The organism is Dorea sp. 210702-DFI.3.17, from assembly GCF_020560825.1.
Taxonomy (GTDB): domain Bacteria; phylum Bacillota; class Clostridia; order Lachnospirales; family Lachnospiraceae; genus Dorea; species Dorea formicigenerans.
On record NZ_JAJCNB010000007.1, the window covers coordinates 16,508 to 33,059 of the forward strand.

At 43.9% G+C, this 16,552-nt stretch carries 6 protein-coding genes; all 6 read right to left on the reverse strand.

Annotation, left to right across the window (positions count from 1 at the left end; genetic code table 11):
* Window positions 1-3: 3 nt before the first annotated feature.
* A complete protein-coding gene (locus LI149_RS05925; protein ID WP_014081126.1) occupies window positions 4-4,032 on the reverse strand; it encodes a YodL domain-containing protein in 4,029 nt (1,342 codons plus the stop codon).
* 104 nt (window positions 4,033-4,136) lie between these two features.
* Window positions 4,137-5,165: a YhcG family protein gene (locus LI149_RS05930; RefSeq protein ID WP_002596362.1), complete on the reverse strand. Its 1,029-nt coding sequence runs from the start codon at window positions 5,163-5,165 to the stop codon at window positions 4,137-4,139.
* A 166-nt stretch (window positions 5,166-5,331) separates the two neighbouring features.
* The gene (locus LI149_RS05935; protein ID WP_243121912.1) at window positions 5,332-12,513 is read right to left on the reverse strand and encodes a DUF3849 domain-containing protein; all 7,182 of its coding nucleotides are present in this window, start codon (window positions 12,511-12,513) and stop codon (window positions 5,332-5,334) included.
* Between the two features lie 227 nt (window positions 12,514-12,740).
* Window positions 12,741-13,091, reverse strand: coding sequence for a TnpV protein (locus tag LI149_RS05940; protein WP_227143085.1), 351 nt, complete (start codon window positions 13,089-13,091; stop codon window positions 12,741-12,743).
* A 982-nt stretch (window positions 13,092-14,073) separates the two neighbouring features.
* Window positions 14,074-14,436, reverse strand: a complete 363-nt coding sequence (locus tag LI149_RS05945; protein ID WP_002596360.1) for a helix-turn-helix transcriptional regulator — start codon at window positions 14,434-14,436, stop codon at window positions 14,074-14,076.
* 15 nt (window positions 14,437-14,451) lie between these two features.
* Window positions 14,452-16,551 carry a type IA DNA topoisomerase gene (locus LI149_RS05950; RefSeq protein ID WP_227143086.1) on the reverse strand — a complete coding sequence of 700 codons (2,100 nt, stop codon included), beginning with the start codon at window positions 16,549-16,551 and terminating at the stop codon, window positions 14,452-14,454.
* Between the last annotated feature and the right edge of the window lies 1 nt (window position 16,552).

Below are 16,552 nucleotides of genomic sequence, written 5' to 3' on the forward strand. Positions count from 1 at the left end.
CACTTACATCTCCCTCTGACTTTTCTTTTCATTTTCTTGAACATCATGTTCTTTCGATTGCCCTTCTACCTGTGATTTTTTCTCCGCAAGACGGGATTTTAAGGAAAGCCTTACCGTAGGCTTCTCCTCCATTCTCTTATTTTCTTCCCTTTGGGCTTTCTCCCCAACACCATTATTCAGCACATTATCAATCATATTATAATTCTGTTCTTCTGCCTCCTCAATCTTGGCAAGCGGCTTATACTCTGTCAGTTTTTCCAGAAGCTCCGTTGCTCGTTTTATTTCCTCTGGTACAGCTCCCTCCGAAATAATGTCTGCAAGCCACGTTGTTAAATGTCCGGTATCGCCCTGTTTTATGGATTCTGCAAGCTCTGATACATTCTCGGTCATATTTCTTGTACTATCGTGATACAGTACAGTATCATAATCGTAGGAAAGTCGGTCAAGTTCTACTGCAAGCTGTTCCTCTTGTGGCAAGTCCGGCATACGCAGTTCCCACACTCTTGCTTCCATTTCTTCACTCATCACGCCATCTATCTCCATATCGGGCAATTTAGCCACCAGTTCCGTAATGACTTCCATTGCCTGCGGATTGTTTTTAATATCAGGAACATAGTCCAAAACCCCAAGGTCAATCCTCTTTCCAGATAAAACATCAATCTCGTAATCCTCGAAGGGTTCCGCCCCTCTCCCTAGGATATTGATTCCGATTGCCGGAATACCATTCATCCGCTCTGAAGGTATCTGCTTCCAGATTGCTATAGCTTCATCCACCGTAGGAATATTCTCATAACACTCACCAAGATTATGAAATTCTCCACATTCCGAAACAGTTAAAGTTACTTCTGCGCTCTCCTTTTCCTGCTCTCTTACCTGTCTGACGCCCTCCAAATATTCTTCCATCTGTGGCAGATAGGATTCCAGCGTACCTGTTCGTTGGGCTGTAATTGGATTGATGTCAACTTTTACTTCTCCGATATGAAGTCCATCCTCATTAAAGGCATTAAATAAATCGTCCTCCCGTTCCGCTGTGGAAAGTTCCACCACCACATCAAGGTCAGAACCTTCATGCTCTAATCCCCTGCATCTGCTTCCTGTTACAGCAACATCCACGATTGTTGCATTAATATCATACTCTTCAATCTTCGCCTGCACATGGCATTTCACAGTTTCCTCGATTTCTTCCGGATTCATTTCACTAATATCGTGGAATAATTCCCCGGTCTTTGCCTTAAAATCTGCCACCACACTGCTTGGTGTACTCTCCGGAATAATACGATTTGCTTCCTCTGCTTTTTCCATCAGTCCATCATAATCCATCGGTATCAGTTCATCTTCTCTTTGGATATTTCCTTTTGCACCATTGTAATCCGGCTGTGACTTCAAATCCTCTAAAATATCATGCAAGGCTTCCCTTATCGTCACATCAGGATTATCATAAATTCCTCCGTCAATCTCCTTATAATCAGCTCCCATAATGGAATAATCATAACCGCCATCCACTTCCTGAATGCTGATAAAACGGTCTGCAATAGAAAATGCCAGTTCTGTTTCCTGTTCACTTTCCAAAGTTTTTTTCATTTCCGCAAGCACCTGTTCTGTTTCATCGCCAAGATCAATGATTTCATCTCCATCTATTTCCGGTTCTGTCTTTTGGACATTGTGTCCAGAAGTGTCCTGCATTTCTTCCTTTTCCGGTGTCTGCTCCCGTAAAAAATCCGGTATTTCCGTATATCCAAAAGAATCCACAAAATGAGCCGTATTCTGTCCGTTCTGATGAAGCACCACTATATCGCTGACAGATAGCGAATGTCCTCTGAAATCTTCTGGGTGGTCAAGGTTGAATTTTTCAAAGATTGCCTCTAAAGTTGCCCCCTGCGTCTCTTTTTGCAGTTCAGATAATTCGCCCACATATAAAAGTGTATAATTCTCTGGTTTAATTGCATCAAAATTATCTTTTGTAATGCCCATACGCTTTAAGGATTCCGTCCCCTCAAAACGTAAGGAATCTAATTCCGGATTAGGCTTTAATTGATAAATTCCATATTTATCAGTACTAGCATATAGGAGCTGCTCTTTTCTTGCCATTTCAGGTGTAATAACAGATCCGTCCTCATAGTTAATAGATTCCACCCATGTGATACCTAATTCTTTTTCTATTTCAAATTCCAAATCAGTTCCATAAAAAGCATTATGAATTTCTGCCACATCAGTATCTGAAATAGGCTCTGAGGTCTTGAATACCGCAGTTCTATCCCCACCCATTTCTTCTATATCGACAGCCACAACTGGATACGGGTATGTATATTCTCGCTCCTGTTCGTCCATTAAGATAAGTGTAATCTTAGTCTGCTGTTTCAATGCTTTATTCCATGTTTCCTTTTCAACCCCAAAGATACCTTCATGCTCTTCTATACGCTCCCTGCTTTCTGCCAATGATTCCGCACCGTCAGTATGAAGCAAATATACAGGCAAATCATGTTCAAATAATTCCAATGCTTTCTCTTGTGTTAATGGCAGCATTTCATTCCATTGATAGCCATATTCCCTCATTTCCGACAAACCAATCATCGGATCAGGCAGGGCATCAATCTCCGCCTTTGCATCAATTATGGTCAATGCCACATCCTGTTGGGCATACTGCTCCCTATATGCCAGTTTCTCTGCAAGTTCCCTTGTTTTATTCATATCATCAAGTTTATAGGCATAATTTACAATCAGATTTCGCTCCTCAGACGTGAAAATATTTTTTTCTGCTTCCAACTGATTGATAAGTTGTTCTGCCTGCCCCATGACAGATAAATTGGTATCAATGGGGTGTTCCATTCTTTCCTTTACATCAATAAGCTCGTCTGTATCCATGTTATAGCGGACATCAATATGATATTCCTCCGCTTCTTCCGTCTGCTCGTCAGCAAGTTCGGTAGTCCATGCTCCTTTGCTTTCAAGATAAGATGATATATTCGATTTATCCTCTTCATTCATGGTAGAAAGAGCGGATATAAGTTCTGCACTGTCCATTCCACGGACACTGACAAGATTGTATTCTGAAAAATCCTCGTTATGTACCAGCAGAATGCTTTCCTTTCCATGTTCCTGCTCCATCTCCCGGTTAAGCTGAAGCTCCTGCATTGCCCCCTCAATGCCTGTAATCAGTTCTGAAGCTGTCTTTCGGATTGTATCAAGGGAAGATTTCAGCTCTTTCATATTCCTGCCGCTGCTCCAGCCTGCGATATATCCAAAGGAATAATCGGATGTATCTATACCGAAATGCTGGCACACTGTAAAAGCCACACTCTCCGCTTCCACTTCCTTTGTATTCCTGTCCTTTACCGGAATATCCATGCTCTGATTAACTTCTTTATCATGCAGCCTGGAATGAGCCACCTCATGCACCATTGTTTTCAAAGTCTGGCTTTCGCTCATATTTTCCTGAACAGCAATCCGTTTTTCTGCTGTACTGAAATACCCTTTGGAATCGCCGGGAATATCTTCAAATGCAATCGGAACAGGAGAAATATTCATAAGCGCCTGGACAAAATCCTCATATCCCTCCACCGTAGATAACAGCTCATTCACTTCCAGTTCCGGAATAGGCTTGCCATCCGTCTGCGATACATCAAAAACAGATACCGCACGAAAGGCAGGAATGGTAACCTCTGTTTCCTCTTTCTGCGGCATACCGTTTTCATCAAACATCATTTCTCCCGTTACAGGGTCTAACTTATCACGTTCCTCTTTGATTTTATAAGGAGCTGGTGCAAGAATACGGATTGCCTTTTCTCCTTTATTGACGTGCCGCTCAAAGTTCTTCTGCCACGCCTGATAACCTGCCACCAGCGTAGCTTCCGGCTTCTGCATGGCAATCAGCAGCGTATTATTAAAACTGTAATTATGAAATTTTGACATGGTACTGAGATAGCTTTTATATTTTTCACTCTCAAAAAGCTCTTTCAAACCAGCTTCCAGCTTATCCGTAATCTCTTTGACTTTTTGCTTTTCACTCATGTAAACGGTATTTTTATCTTCCATAATTCGATTGTCCTTTCTTTTTTCCACGCAAAAAAGACAACCATCTCTGATTGTCTTTTTCGATATGCCTATTCAATTTGCATCTTTTTTAGATTGCTTTTTTATTACTCTTCTTTCTTTTCTGTATCCTTCTCTAAAATATTGTTCACTAATTTTTGGAGTTCATTGCGATTTGGCAGATACAATTCATATTTTGAAACAAATAAATTGCTGTCCATACCGTAAGTTGCATATTCTACAAGCAGTTCATCTTTGTTATGACTCAGGATAATGCCAATCGGTGGGTTATCATCTGCCATATTTTCTTCTTTTGCGAAATACCCCATATACATATTCATCTGACCGATGTCTATATGCTGGACGGAATTTTTCTTTAAATCAATCAGCACAAAGCATTTCAAAATTCTGTGGTAAAATACCAAGTCCACATGGTAATGAATATTGTTTACAGTTAAGGGATACTGCCTGCCCACAAAGGTAAATCCTTTTCCTAATTCCAACAAGAATTTTTGGAGATTATCTATTATTTTCTGCTCCAAGTCTTCCTCACTATAACGCTCTTTCTCCGGAAGTCCCAAAAATTCTAATGTGTAAGTATCCTTGATAACATCCTCTGGCTTGTCATAAGTAATTCCCTCTCTGGCAAGTGCCAGAATTCCTTCTTTATCTCTGCTTGTAGCTAATCTAAGAAACAAAGCGGAATCCATCTGTCGCCTGAGTGTTCTTACATCCCACTTTTCCTTATAACATTCTTTTTCGTAAAAACTTCTTTCTAATTCATCATCAATCTTTATCAGCTCACAAATATGCGACCATGTCAATTTGTCAGACACCGTCTGACAATTCTCATAACAAAGATAAAACTTCCGCATATTGTTGAGGTTTGGGCGGCTGTATCCTCGTCCCAATCGCAAAGTTAATTGATGCGAGAGTGTTGTTAATAATTTTGAACCGTATGCTGCTTTAACATTTCCATCCTGCTCAAACTCAACAATATATTTTCCGATTTTCCAATACGTCTCTGTAATTACACTGTTTACTTTTTCAGCTATCTCTTTTTTGGCATTTGAAACTGCTGTTTCAATCTCATCCACCAATGGCTGAAGCATATTTGTCTGCTCTAAATCATTCATAATATATCCTTTCCGAATTTGTCAGACAGTGTCTGACAAATTCAATTTCCATTTTTATGTATTACGTTGTCTCCATTTCTCTTTAGCTTTTTCCAAATCGCTCTATCACTATATTTCCCTTGAACTAATATTATATTTCATATTTGCATAAAAAGAAATATAATAATTACAAATACTCCTCCTTCCCCTTATCTCTTTGCACGGAATTTTCTATATTATTCCCCGCAGCCTTTACTTTCATAGTCTCAAGCTTTTCTTTCAAGGATACCCTCTGTGCCGGCTTATCCGCCATCGCTGCTGTGAGCCTCATTCCCTGCGGATTTCCATTCTCCACAGCATAATTATGTCGGGTATTTTCTATGGGATACGGTTTTCTGGTATCTGCCACCTGCTCAGTACCCAGTTCCGATTTATCATCTTCCATACCTATTCCGTCATCTCCCTTTTCGTCCATATTGAGCAGGGCATTTAAGGCAGAAAGGCGGTCTAACTTCTCTGAAAGCTCTGCTTCCTGTGCAAATGGCTTTGTAACCTCTACCTTCGCTGTTTCAAGCTGACGCTCCACATTCTCCAGCTTTGTGGATGCTTCTGCCAGTTCCTTTGTCATGGCTTCCAACGCATGGTTGATACGGGAAATGTTACCCAGCGGGTCAACACCAATCTCCAGATTATGACTGAGCTGTCCTTTGATGTTCATAACGAATTTATGGTTAAAGGAATCAAAGGACACCGCCATTTTAAAGCCTGCATACTCTCCAATGACTGCCGGAGCATTAACGCTCTTGATTTCTTTGCACATCTCCACAAGTGCAGTTCCGGCTTCTTTTTTATCCGTATAGACCTTATTCCCGACCCTCATAGAGAAAAACTCCTTATCTGCTGGGAGATTGGTTTTTGCAGTCTGAATATCTGCCTGCAAGCCACTGATACGCTCCTTCAGAATGGTTATCTGCTGTGGATAATGCTTTGCAATGTTGTCCTCCAGACGGTATTTCTGACTGGTGTGGTTGGCTTTCATCAGTTTCAGCTTGCTGACCTGAATATCCAAATCCATCTTTTCTTTTATATAGGGATTCCCCGTTGCCAGAGCCTTAACCTCTGCATAAGAAAGTGCTGCTTCGTCCACATCCTCACAACTTCGCACCGGAGATTTGCTTGTCATAATCTGACCGATAAATTTCTGCTTATTCTCGATAAGCTGCCATGAGTAGCTGTCAAATGTTCCCTCTGTCACATACCGGAAAATCTTAACCTTTGGATTCCTGTTGCCCTGCCGCAAAATACGCCCCTCCTGCTGTTCAATATCAGACGGACGCCACGGTACATCGAGGTGGTGCAGAGCAATCAGTCTGTCCTGCACGTTTGTCCCGGCTCCCATTTTTGCAGTAGAACCCAATAAAAAACGAACCTGTCCGCTTCTTACCTTACTGAACAGCTCCGCTTTCCTAAGCTCCGTATTTGCCTGATGTATAAAGGCGATTTCTTCTGCGGGAACACCTTTTTCCATCAGTTTATTTCTTATATCCTCATAGACATTAAATGTACCATCTCCTTTCGGTGTCGATAAATCACAGAAAATAAGCTGTGCTGATTTCTCCCCTTTGGTATCTTCCCAAATCTCAAATGCCTTATCCACACAGGTTTTTGCTTTGGAATGTTCCTCATCGGGGAGCATATCGTTGATCAGACGCTGGTCGAGTGCCAGTTTTCTTCCATCGTTGGTAATCTTGAGCATATTATCCTGATGCGGCTCTACCAGTCTGTTACGCACTGCCTCCGCCCGATCTGCCAGCGATGTTACCATCTCTTTCTGATATTCGCTGGGTTTCAGCACCACGTTCTCATATTCTGCTTCCGGCACAGGCAGCTTTAACATATCCGGTGTCTGGATATCCGCACTCTCCTTGAAAAGTGCAATCAGCTCCGGCAGATTGAAGAATTTTGCAAATCTTGTCTTTGCCCGGTATCCTGTTCCCTCCGGTGCCAGCTCAATGGCGGTCTGTGTTTCTCCAAAAGAAGCTGCCCAACTGTCAAAATGCCCTAATCCCATCTTCTGAAGCGTACCATACTGAAGATACCGCATATTGGTGTAAAGCTCCGTCATACTGTTGCTGATCGGCGTACCCGTAGCAAACGTAATGCCCTTTCCGCCAGTCAGCTCATCAAGGTACTGGCACTTAGCAAACATATCGGAGGACTTCTGTGCTTCCGTCTGTGCAATGCCCGCCACATTCCGCATTTTCGTGTATAGAAAAAGGTTCTTATAATTGTGACTTTCATCTACAAACAGCCTGTCCACACCTAACTGCTCAAAGGTTACAACATTATCTTTCCGGGAAGTATCGTTGAGTTTTTCCAGTCTTGTCATAAGGGATTTTCTGGACTTTTCCATCTGCTTAATGGTGTAACGCTCCCCGTTATCTGCTTTCGCCTGCTCTATGGCAAGCTCAATCTCATCAATCTGTCTTTCGATAATGCCTATCTGTCTTTCCTGCGACAACGGGATTTTTTCAAACTGGCTATGCCCGATAATGACAGCATCATAATCTCCGGTGGCGATTCTGGAACAGAATTTCTTCCGGTTGGCTGGCTCAAAATCTTTCTTCGTTGCCGCTAAAATATTTGCTCCGGGATATAACCGCAAAAAGTCACTCGCCCACTGTTCCGTCAAATGATTGGGAACAACGAACAGGCTCTTTTGGCATAACCCTAACCGCTTGCTTTCCATTGCTGCAGCAATCATTTCAAAAGTCTTTCCTGCTCCCACACAATGAGCAAGCAGGGTATTGTCCCCGTAAAGCTGGTGTGCCACCGCATTTAACTGGTGCGGTCTAAGGTCGATGTCCGGTGTCATGCCAGGGAATTTCAAATGGGAACCGTCATATTCTCTTGGTCTGGTAGAATTAAAGAGCTTGTTATATTTCGCCACCAAGTCCTGTCTACGTTCCTGATCTTCAAATACCCAGTTCTTAAAGGCTTCCCGGACTGCCTCCTGTTTCTGACTGGCAATCATGGTTTCCTTTTTATTCAGGACTCTCGTTTCCTTTCCGTCCTCTATCACGGTATCGTACACCCGGCTGTCCTTTAAATTCAGAGAATCCTCTAAAATCTGATAAGCATTTCTCCGGTTTGTACCATAAGTCATATTTACAAGACTGTTTCCGTAATCCGCACTTTTTCCTTTTACATTCCACTGTCCTGTCACATCGGAATACTGAATCCCCATTGTATTCCGGTTGAAGAGATGCTGCGGTGTTTCAAAAACATCACGCATGAAATCTTCAATATATTTCGGTTCAACCCATGTGGCACCGATACGCACCTCAATCTCGCTGGCATCCAGTTCTGTGGGCTGCACCTGTGTAAGTGCCTGCACATTTATGTTGTATTCCGGGTGGTTTTCGGCGTAAATCTTCGCTGTTTGCAACTTATCCCGGACATTGCCGCTTAAATACTCGTCCGCTGCTTCCCACCTGTCTGTGACCGGATTCTGAAAGATAATGCCCGTCAGTTCTTCTTTGATTGTATCAATCTCTTTTCCGGTCAGCTCCGCCATATAAGAAAGGTCAACTTTTGCTTTTTCTGATAAAGATACTGCCAGAGCTTCCGTTGCTGTATCCACGCTTGTAACCACTTCCGCTTTCTTAATGGTACGTTTCGTGAACATATCCGCTTTGCCTTTGAAATTTCCCTCGTCATCCAGCTTTTCCAGAGAACATAACAGACAATAGCTGCTGTCCTGATTAAAGGCTCTTTTGTTGGTCTGGGAATTGATTAAACCGTATTTTCTGCTGAACGTATCATAAAGGGTATTCAATTCTTTCTGCTTTTCCTTAATCACAGTATCCGGATATTCTTCCAACTGCAAATTGATAAGCTCTTGCGTACAGTTTCGGATTCCTACCATGCCTTTTATGCGTTCCTGCATGGATTCTGACATATCCACAGGCTTCATAATGGAATTTTCACGGTAATATACCTTATCTTCCACCAGTGTGTAGCTGTAATTCTTTACGTCCGGGTCTGCCGGAATGGTGGCATCTGCCAGCTCATCCGCAAGCTCGTCCGTCTCCACTGCTTCGATTTCCCCGTCAATCCGGCTGACCGCATCCATTAACTGCTCTGCAAACGGTCTTGTGGCATCCGGTTGGCAGGTGCTTTCCATGCCATAGGGACCGCTGACCATTTCCATCTTCCCAACAATCATTTCCGGGTGTTCCGCAAAGTAGGTATTCATGGCGATACCGTTTGCATCTTCTGATAAATGTACCCAATCCGGTTCTATGTCCATCACACGGTCACGCTTCTTAAAAAACAAAATATCCGAAGTGACTTCTGTCCCTGCATTTTCCTTAAATGCTGTATTCGGAAGTCTGACCGCCCCCATAAGCTCCGCTCGCTGAGCCAGATACTTTCTGACCTCCGGACTTTTTTTATCCATTGTTCCCTTACTGGTAACAAAAGCAACCACACCGCCGGGACGGACTTTATCTAATGTCTTTGCAAAGAAATAATCATGAATCAGGAAATTATTTTTATCATATTGTTTATCCGCTACCTTATACTGTCCGAATGGCACGTTGCCGACTGCTACATCAAAAAAATCATTCGGATAGTCTGTTTTTTCAAAACCGGATATTTTAATATCCGCTTTCGGATAGAGCTGTCTTGCAATCCTGCCCGTAATACCATCCAGCTCCACACCATAAAGTCGGCTTTCCTGCATCTTCTCCGGCAGCATTCCGAAGAAATTTCCGATACCCATTGCAGGCTCTAATACATTCCCCTTTTCAAATCCCATACGGTCTAAGGTATCATAAATACTGCGGATAATGGCAGGACTGGTATAGTGGGCATTTAAGGTGCTTTCCCTTGCAGAAGCGTACTCCTGCGACGATAACAATTCCTTTAACTGCTGATATTCTCCCGCCCATGCAGATTTGCTTTCATCAAAGGCATCGGCAAGCCCGCCCCAGCCAACATACTGTGATAAAATCTGCTGTTCCGACCGTGTGGCGATACGGTTCTCGCTCTCCACCTTTTCCAAAGTACGGATTGCTTCTATATTTCGTCGGAATTTCTCTTTCGCACTGCCTGCTCCTAACGCATCGTCTGTAATGTGGAAATTGACCGCATTGGATTTATCAATCTTTGGTGCAGGCTGCTTCACAGGCTTTTCTATGGCAGGTTCTTCCACTGACTTTTGGACATCGTGTCCAGAAGTGTCCGGTTCCATGCTTTGCAGATAGTGTTCCGCTTCCTCTTTTGTTTCAAAGGTGGGAATTGTACCGTCCTCTTTTATATAATAATCTTCCCTGCCATGATCCCATACTGCAAAATCCTGTCCCGGCTCAAAGGCATCGCTGGTTTCCTCAACTGAGAATCGTGATTCTGTTTCCGCTACATCTTCCGTTCCTTCAATGCGTGAAAATACCTCCGCTTCGTGTCGGTCTATATCTTCCATTGCAATGAGATTCAAATAATCGTTTTCAATTTCTTCCCTGCTCGGTTTGTAATCATATTCAAAATGGACATTTTCGTTTATGAGTACGTAAAAGAACGCATTGTCCTGCATGGAATTTCCAAGCACATAGTTATTTTCTTCCGACTTCCATTCATCAATCTTTAAACACAACTGCCCGTCAATGGTAATCTGCTGTGCCGCAATCTCCTTTTCCTGCTCCATATACCGTCTTGTCTGATTGATAAATCCATTTAAGACCGCCGGATGGGAAGAAACAATCAAATCACGGTTCTCATACTTGGCATACGGTTCTATTTCTTTTGCCCATGCCTTATTGTCGGGAGAAAATCTGCCATCGTGCGTCAGGTGCATGACAGTATTGGCAAGTACATAGCTGACACGCTCGCTACCATATTTTCGGATTACTTCATCCGGTGTATCTTTCGGCAGACGATACCCGTCAAATTTTTCCGAAATCGTCCGTTCAATGGCTTCTTTACAGGCAACCTTCGTTTTCCGTTCTATTACCGCCTGTGCTTTTTCCAGCGCTTTCTGTGCTTCTTCCTCTTTGTACCGGGCATAGGCTTCTTTCCCTGCCGGAGATAAATACTTATCTTCCGCCACCAGCTTTCGGATACGCTTTTCGACTACTTTCCAAGACAGCAGCACTTTCGCATAAGGTTCGCAGATATTTCCCTTTTTTAATTCAATCCCTTTAAAGTTGTGGTCTTGCCAGCTATGGTCTGCTCCGGCAAGTGCATGAGAGCCGCCTCCAATGCCATATTCTTTTTTCAGAAATTCCGCTGCTTCTTTGCTGTCATGCTTTTCCTGAAAATAATCATAGATGCGGAAAGAACCATGTGAATATCCACTTCCCCTGCCAAGATTATGGTCTATCTCGTCCTGAGTAATAAAATCCTCCCTTTTTATTTCCACATGGTCTGCGGTTGGAAAGATTTGTTTTTCTATCAGCAGATTGTCAAGTTCCTCCCGCAGCTCCTCTTTTGGCATAACTGAACGGAAACGTAGCTTTTTCTCTCCGGTTTCAAGCTGATGAAGTGCCTGATCCATGTGGGAAGCCACAAGCTCAACTCCTTCTTTTGTAGAAAGGTATTCTATCATTCTTGCATGAGCCTCCGGATAATTTCCTGCTTTTAGCCCAAGCTCCTCCGGCAGTTCTCCCATGCCATCCCGGAAAAAGAAAAAGAGATGCCCTGCAATCCGGTCACGTTCTGCTTCGTCAGTCAGATAAGCTTCATTTGCTCCCATATAGGTACCGTTTACTACCTGTGAGCGGATTTTTGCTTCCACCTCCTGCCAGTTCATCTGAAGCACCGGACGCTCTGTCGATGTGCCATATCCGACACGCATCCCATCCTCATTGAACCATACCGCTAACTGCTTTCCGTCAAATTCAAAGCCCTTTCCGGTTGTTCCATACTCTTTCTGTAAGAAAGCAGCCATCTCCTCCGGTGTCTTTCCCTGCTGATATTTGGTGTAGATACGCTTTCTGCTGTTATCCCTGCCTCCGCCGCTCCGCAGAATATCCGCTATCTGCTCCGGCGGTATCTTTGTTTCTGACCGTATCGGTGTCACTGTTTCCGCCTGTTTCATGGCAAGATTGCCAGCCTGCTCCGTAAACATGGAAAATAAGTCAAGCTGCTGGTACATTCCCGCTGTTTCAATCCGCTCTGCGGTTTCTCCTGGAAGAAGATATACTCCGTCCTCCATATAGGAATTGACAAGAAAACGTGCTTCCTCCCATGACAGCCTGCTTTCCGCTTCACGGGTCAGATAATTGCCTTTCCATAAGGTAATACCGTCCTCATCGGCACGGTAGCCGCCCCGCATTTCCCCGATATTGAACTCGGTGTATTCTTCCATGCGGAACGAATTTCTCAGATAATCCGCCTGAATCTTTGCATCCTGCTCTATCTGAAAATACCCAGCTATTTCCGGTCTTTTATGCTTCAGGAACTCATCACTGCATAAAATACCACGCTGTAAGTCCTCCCCCTGCTCTGTTTCAGACAGCTTCGGAAAAAAAGAACCGGATAATGAATGTTCTCCACTATCCGGTTCTGGTATTTCTTCTTCCTGTATGTCATTTTCTAACTGTAAATCAGTTCCGTCAGCACGATCTCCTCCGCTGAATGTCTGATGTTGTTCATCTTCGCTACCCACTTCATCTGATCGGCTGCTTTCAGTTCCTCGTTCACTCCCTCTGCTTTCGCCATCTGTTCGCTCAGGGCTTCCATTCTCTGCTCTGCCTGCTCCTGTATCTCCAGACAGTGTGCTTTCAGCTCGCCCGCCAGTATCATGCCCTGATAAATCCCTTTCCGGTGTTCCTGTAAGAAGTTCTTCCGCATCATACCGTACTTCGTCAGCGTTCCCTCCGGTTCCTCGTTCGCTGTCAGGTTCGGAATCAGATAATCCCCGTTCTTTTCGTATGTCAGTTTCATGTGCCGCATCCTCCTTTTTGCTCTGTATTTCTATCTCCTGATTGTTTTGTAGCTCCTTTTCGCTTTCACGCTTTAAAGCATTATAGTCTGTATCTGCTTCATTTGCAAGCACTTTCTCCGTATTTTCCAAAGAAGTTTGTGTGCGTCCTGCATTAGCTTTTTCCTGTGCCTTCCTGCGGGCAATCTGGCGGTCATACGCTCCTATGGTTCTGCCTATCTCCATTAAAAGCGGCTTGCACATATCTGTGGTGGCTGTACCAACAACAGACAGGGTTTTCATCGTATTAAAGTCGCTGATATATTCAAATCCCTGCTCGTCTTTCCACAGTTCCATATCTGCACCGCATCGTGACAGTATGGTGTAAGCAATACTGGAAGAAAGCGTATCACGAAGCCTGACACCTACATTTAACTCGTCCAGTTCCTCTAAAAAGCTGCCCTCTTTCACATATTCGATTTCCGGCAGAAGTTCTTCATAATAATCCAAAGCAATCCGATTGGATATTTCCATTATCCGCTGTTCAAAGGAGCTGTTTTTATCCGTTTCTCCGTATGTCTTTTCAAGCTGTGCCAGGACTGTTTCTTTATGCTCCTCACGCAACTCCCACAAATTCGGATCACGTCCTATCCGCCTTGCCTTATGTACGTCGGACACATCGAAAACATATTTCAATCTTGTATAGGAATTTTCCGTATCCAGCAGGGCAATTCCCTTTGCTCCACGGTTTACCCAGCAATTCATCTTCTCATTCCATAGTTCAAGGGACGCACAGGCTGTTGCATCCGGTCGTTGTGCAAAAATAAGTATCTGTTCATTGAACGGATATTTATAAAGCCTTGCAGCGGTAGTCAGATACCTTGTCCACTCCTGCCCGTTTTTCGCTATCTCTTTTGCGGTATCCTCCGCCAGATAGGAAATCATCTGATATTTTGTTACCATAAGCATTCCTCCAAAATGACGGAGGGGATAACCCCCGCCGCCTTATTCATAAAAACCGTGTTCTTCGATACCGTTTTCCAGAATTGTGCCAATCAGCTCCTCCAATTCCATCTCCTTCAGCTCGCTGATCACAATGAGCTTTGCAAGGATATCTTTTTCCACCGGAACGACATAGCTTTCTTCATCAGGGCAAAGCTCCCGTACACAAATCTCCAGTCCGTCTGCAATTTTGCAGAGCGTACTTATATCTGCTTCCCGGATACCTGCCAGAATATCCATCAATACATCTTCCCTGACACCGCACCGCAAAGAAAGTTCTGGAATATCCATATCCTGCTCTTTCATAATGTTTAAAATTTTATCTCCGGTGCTGTAAACAACGGTCTTTTTCATTTCTGTATTCATTTTTCTGTCTCCTTTTCACTTGCTTTTTCTCGGTGGAAATTCCATCTTGAATTTGTACTGCGAACCTTTGATTTCCTTTCCGTCTTTGATATAAGAATAATCCTCAATTCCCTCCGGAATCAGGTACGCATCGTAGCTTCCCTTTTTCCCTTTTAATCCTCTCACAAGGGTCTTTTTCCCTTCAAGCAGACTTTTCATCTGTGTATCGGAAAACGTTGCTCCCATTGCCCTACCCACATTCATGCCGCATTTTTGTTTGCAGTAAGCACCGAATTTTCCTTTTACTACATCGCTGCCGCATTTCGGGCATTTTCCAAGCACTTCCTGCATCGTTCCAAACAAAGACTTCTGATCGTCACTGATACTGTGGTAGGTTTGCACCAGCTCCCGCACCATATCTTCAATGCCATCCATGAACTCCTGCATGGTGTATTCGCCTTTTTCAACCAAAGTCAGCGTATTCTCCCAATCTGCTGTAAGCTTCGGGGATTTTACCATATCCGGCAGAACAGTAATGAGCTTCATCCCGTCCTCGGTGGGAAGCATCTGCTTTTTCTCCCGTTTCACAAAACCGTCTTTGACCAGCTTTTCAATAATGTCAGCTTTGGTGGCAGGTGTGCCAAGTCCTTTGCGTTCCACCTCATCGCCCATATCCTCTGCTCCGGCACGTTCCATCGCAGAAAGCAGGCTGTCCTCGGTAAAATGTTTGGGAGGCTGCGTGAAATGCTCTGTTACCTTTGTCTGGATAACTGGAAACGTCATGCCTTCAGAAAGCTCCGGCAGTTTCTTCTCTTCCTTATCCTCATCTGTTTTTTCTACCCGGTAGGTACGTTTCAATGCTGCTTCAAATTCTTTCCACCCGTTCTGCAGAACCGTTTTTCCGGATACATGAAAGCTGTAACCACCGCAGGAAAACTCTGCTTTTACCGTTTCATACAACTGCTTTTTCCCGGTTGCACATAACAGACGATTAGCGACAAGGGATAAGATTTTCATTTCTCCCTCCGGCACAGCGGAAAGGTCTGTCTTTGTAATTTCTATGGTGGGAATAATTGCATGGTGGTCGGTCACTTTTTTACTGTTCAACACTCTTTTTATATCCGGCTCTGCTCCGGTCTGTTCCTCAAAGAGAATCGCCTGATAAACTGCCCCGATTACCGCTTTTGCAGTTTCTTCCATATCATCGGATAAATACTGGCTGTCCGTTCTCGGATAAGTGACCAGCTTTTTCTCATAAAGGCTCTGGGTGTACTCCAATGTCTGCTTTGCAGTAAAACCAAAGATACGGTTGGCATCCCGCTGAAGCGTGGTAAGGTCATAAAGTTTTGGTGGTGCAACGCTTTTATTTTCCTTTATAACGGAACGAACCACTCCACTCTGACTTTCACACGCTGCAGCAATACTTTCTGCCCTTGCCTTATCGTCAATCCGTTCTGTCATGGCATCTATCCCATCCATCAGAATATGAGCCATGTAATACTGCTCTTTTTCAAAATTCATAATCTTCACTTCACGGTCTACCAGCATGGCAAGGGTGGGCGTCTGTACTCTGCCCACCTTTAATACCTTTCCGCCATACAGTACAGTAAATAATCTCGTACCATTTAATCCCACCAGCCAGTCTGCCTGCTGTCTGCAAAGTGCAGACTGGTACAGGCTGTCATAATCGCTTCCCGGCTTTAAGTTTTCAAACCCGTCACGGATTGCACTCTCCTCCATTGATGAAATCCACAGGCGTTTCATTGGTTTCCGGCAGCCTGCCTGTTCATATACCAGACGGAAGATAAGTTCTCCCTCCCGTCCGGCATCGGTGGCACACACCACACTTTCAACTCTTGTATCGTGCATCAGATTTTTCAAGATTTTATACTGCGTTGCTGTTTCCTTTTTCACTTCATGCTGCCACTGCTCCGGTATCATGGGCAGGCTCTCATAGCTCCATTTTTTCCATGCTTCTGAATACATCTCCGGCTGTGCCAGCTCTACCAGATGTCCTACACACCATGAAACGAGAAATCCGTTTCCCTCCATGTAACCGTCTTTTCTCTCTTTCGCCCCGATCACATGGGAAATTGCCTGTGCTACGCTGGGCTTCTCTGTAACCACCAACTGCATA

Coding starts and splice junctions, on each gene's coding strand:
- LI149_RS05930 (WP_002596362.1), bottom strand. CDS start 5,165: ATGAATGATTTAGAGCAGACAAATATGCTTCAGCCATTGGTGGATGAG.
- LI149_RS05935 (WP_243121912.1), bottom strand. CDS start 12,513: ATGGAAGAATACACCGAGTTCAATATCGGGGAAATGCGGGGCGGCTAC.
- LI149_RS05950 (WP_227143086.1), bottom strand. CDS start 16,551: ATGCAGTTGGTGGTTACAGAGAAGCCCAGCGTAGCACAGGCAATTTCC.
- LI149_RS05925 (WP_014081126.1), bottom strand. CDS start 4,032: ATGGAAGATAAAAATACCGTTTACATGAGTGAAAAGCAAAAAGTCAAA.
- LI149_RS05945 (WP_002596360.1), bottom strand. CDS start 14,436: ATGAATACAGAAATGAAAAAGACCGTTGTTTACAGCACCGGAGATAAA.
- LI149_RS05940 (WP_227143085.1), bottom strand. CDS start 13,091: ATGAAACTGACATACGAAAAGAACGGGGATTATCTGATTCCGAACCTG.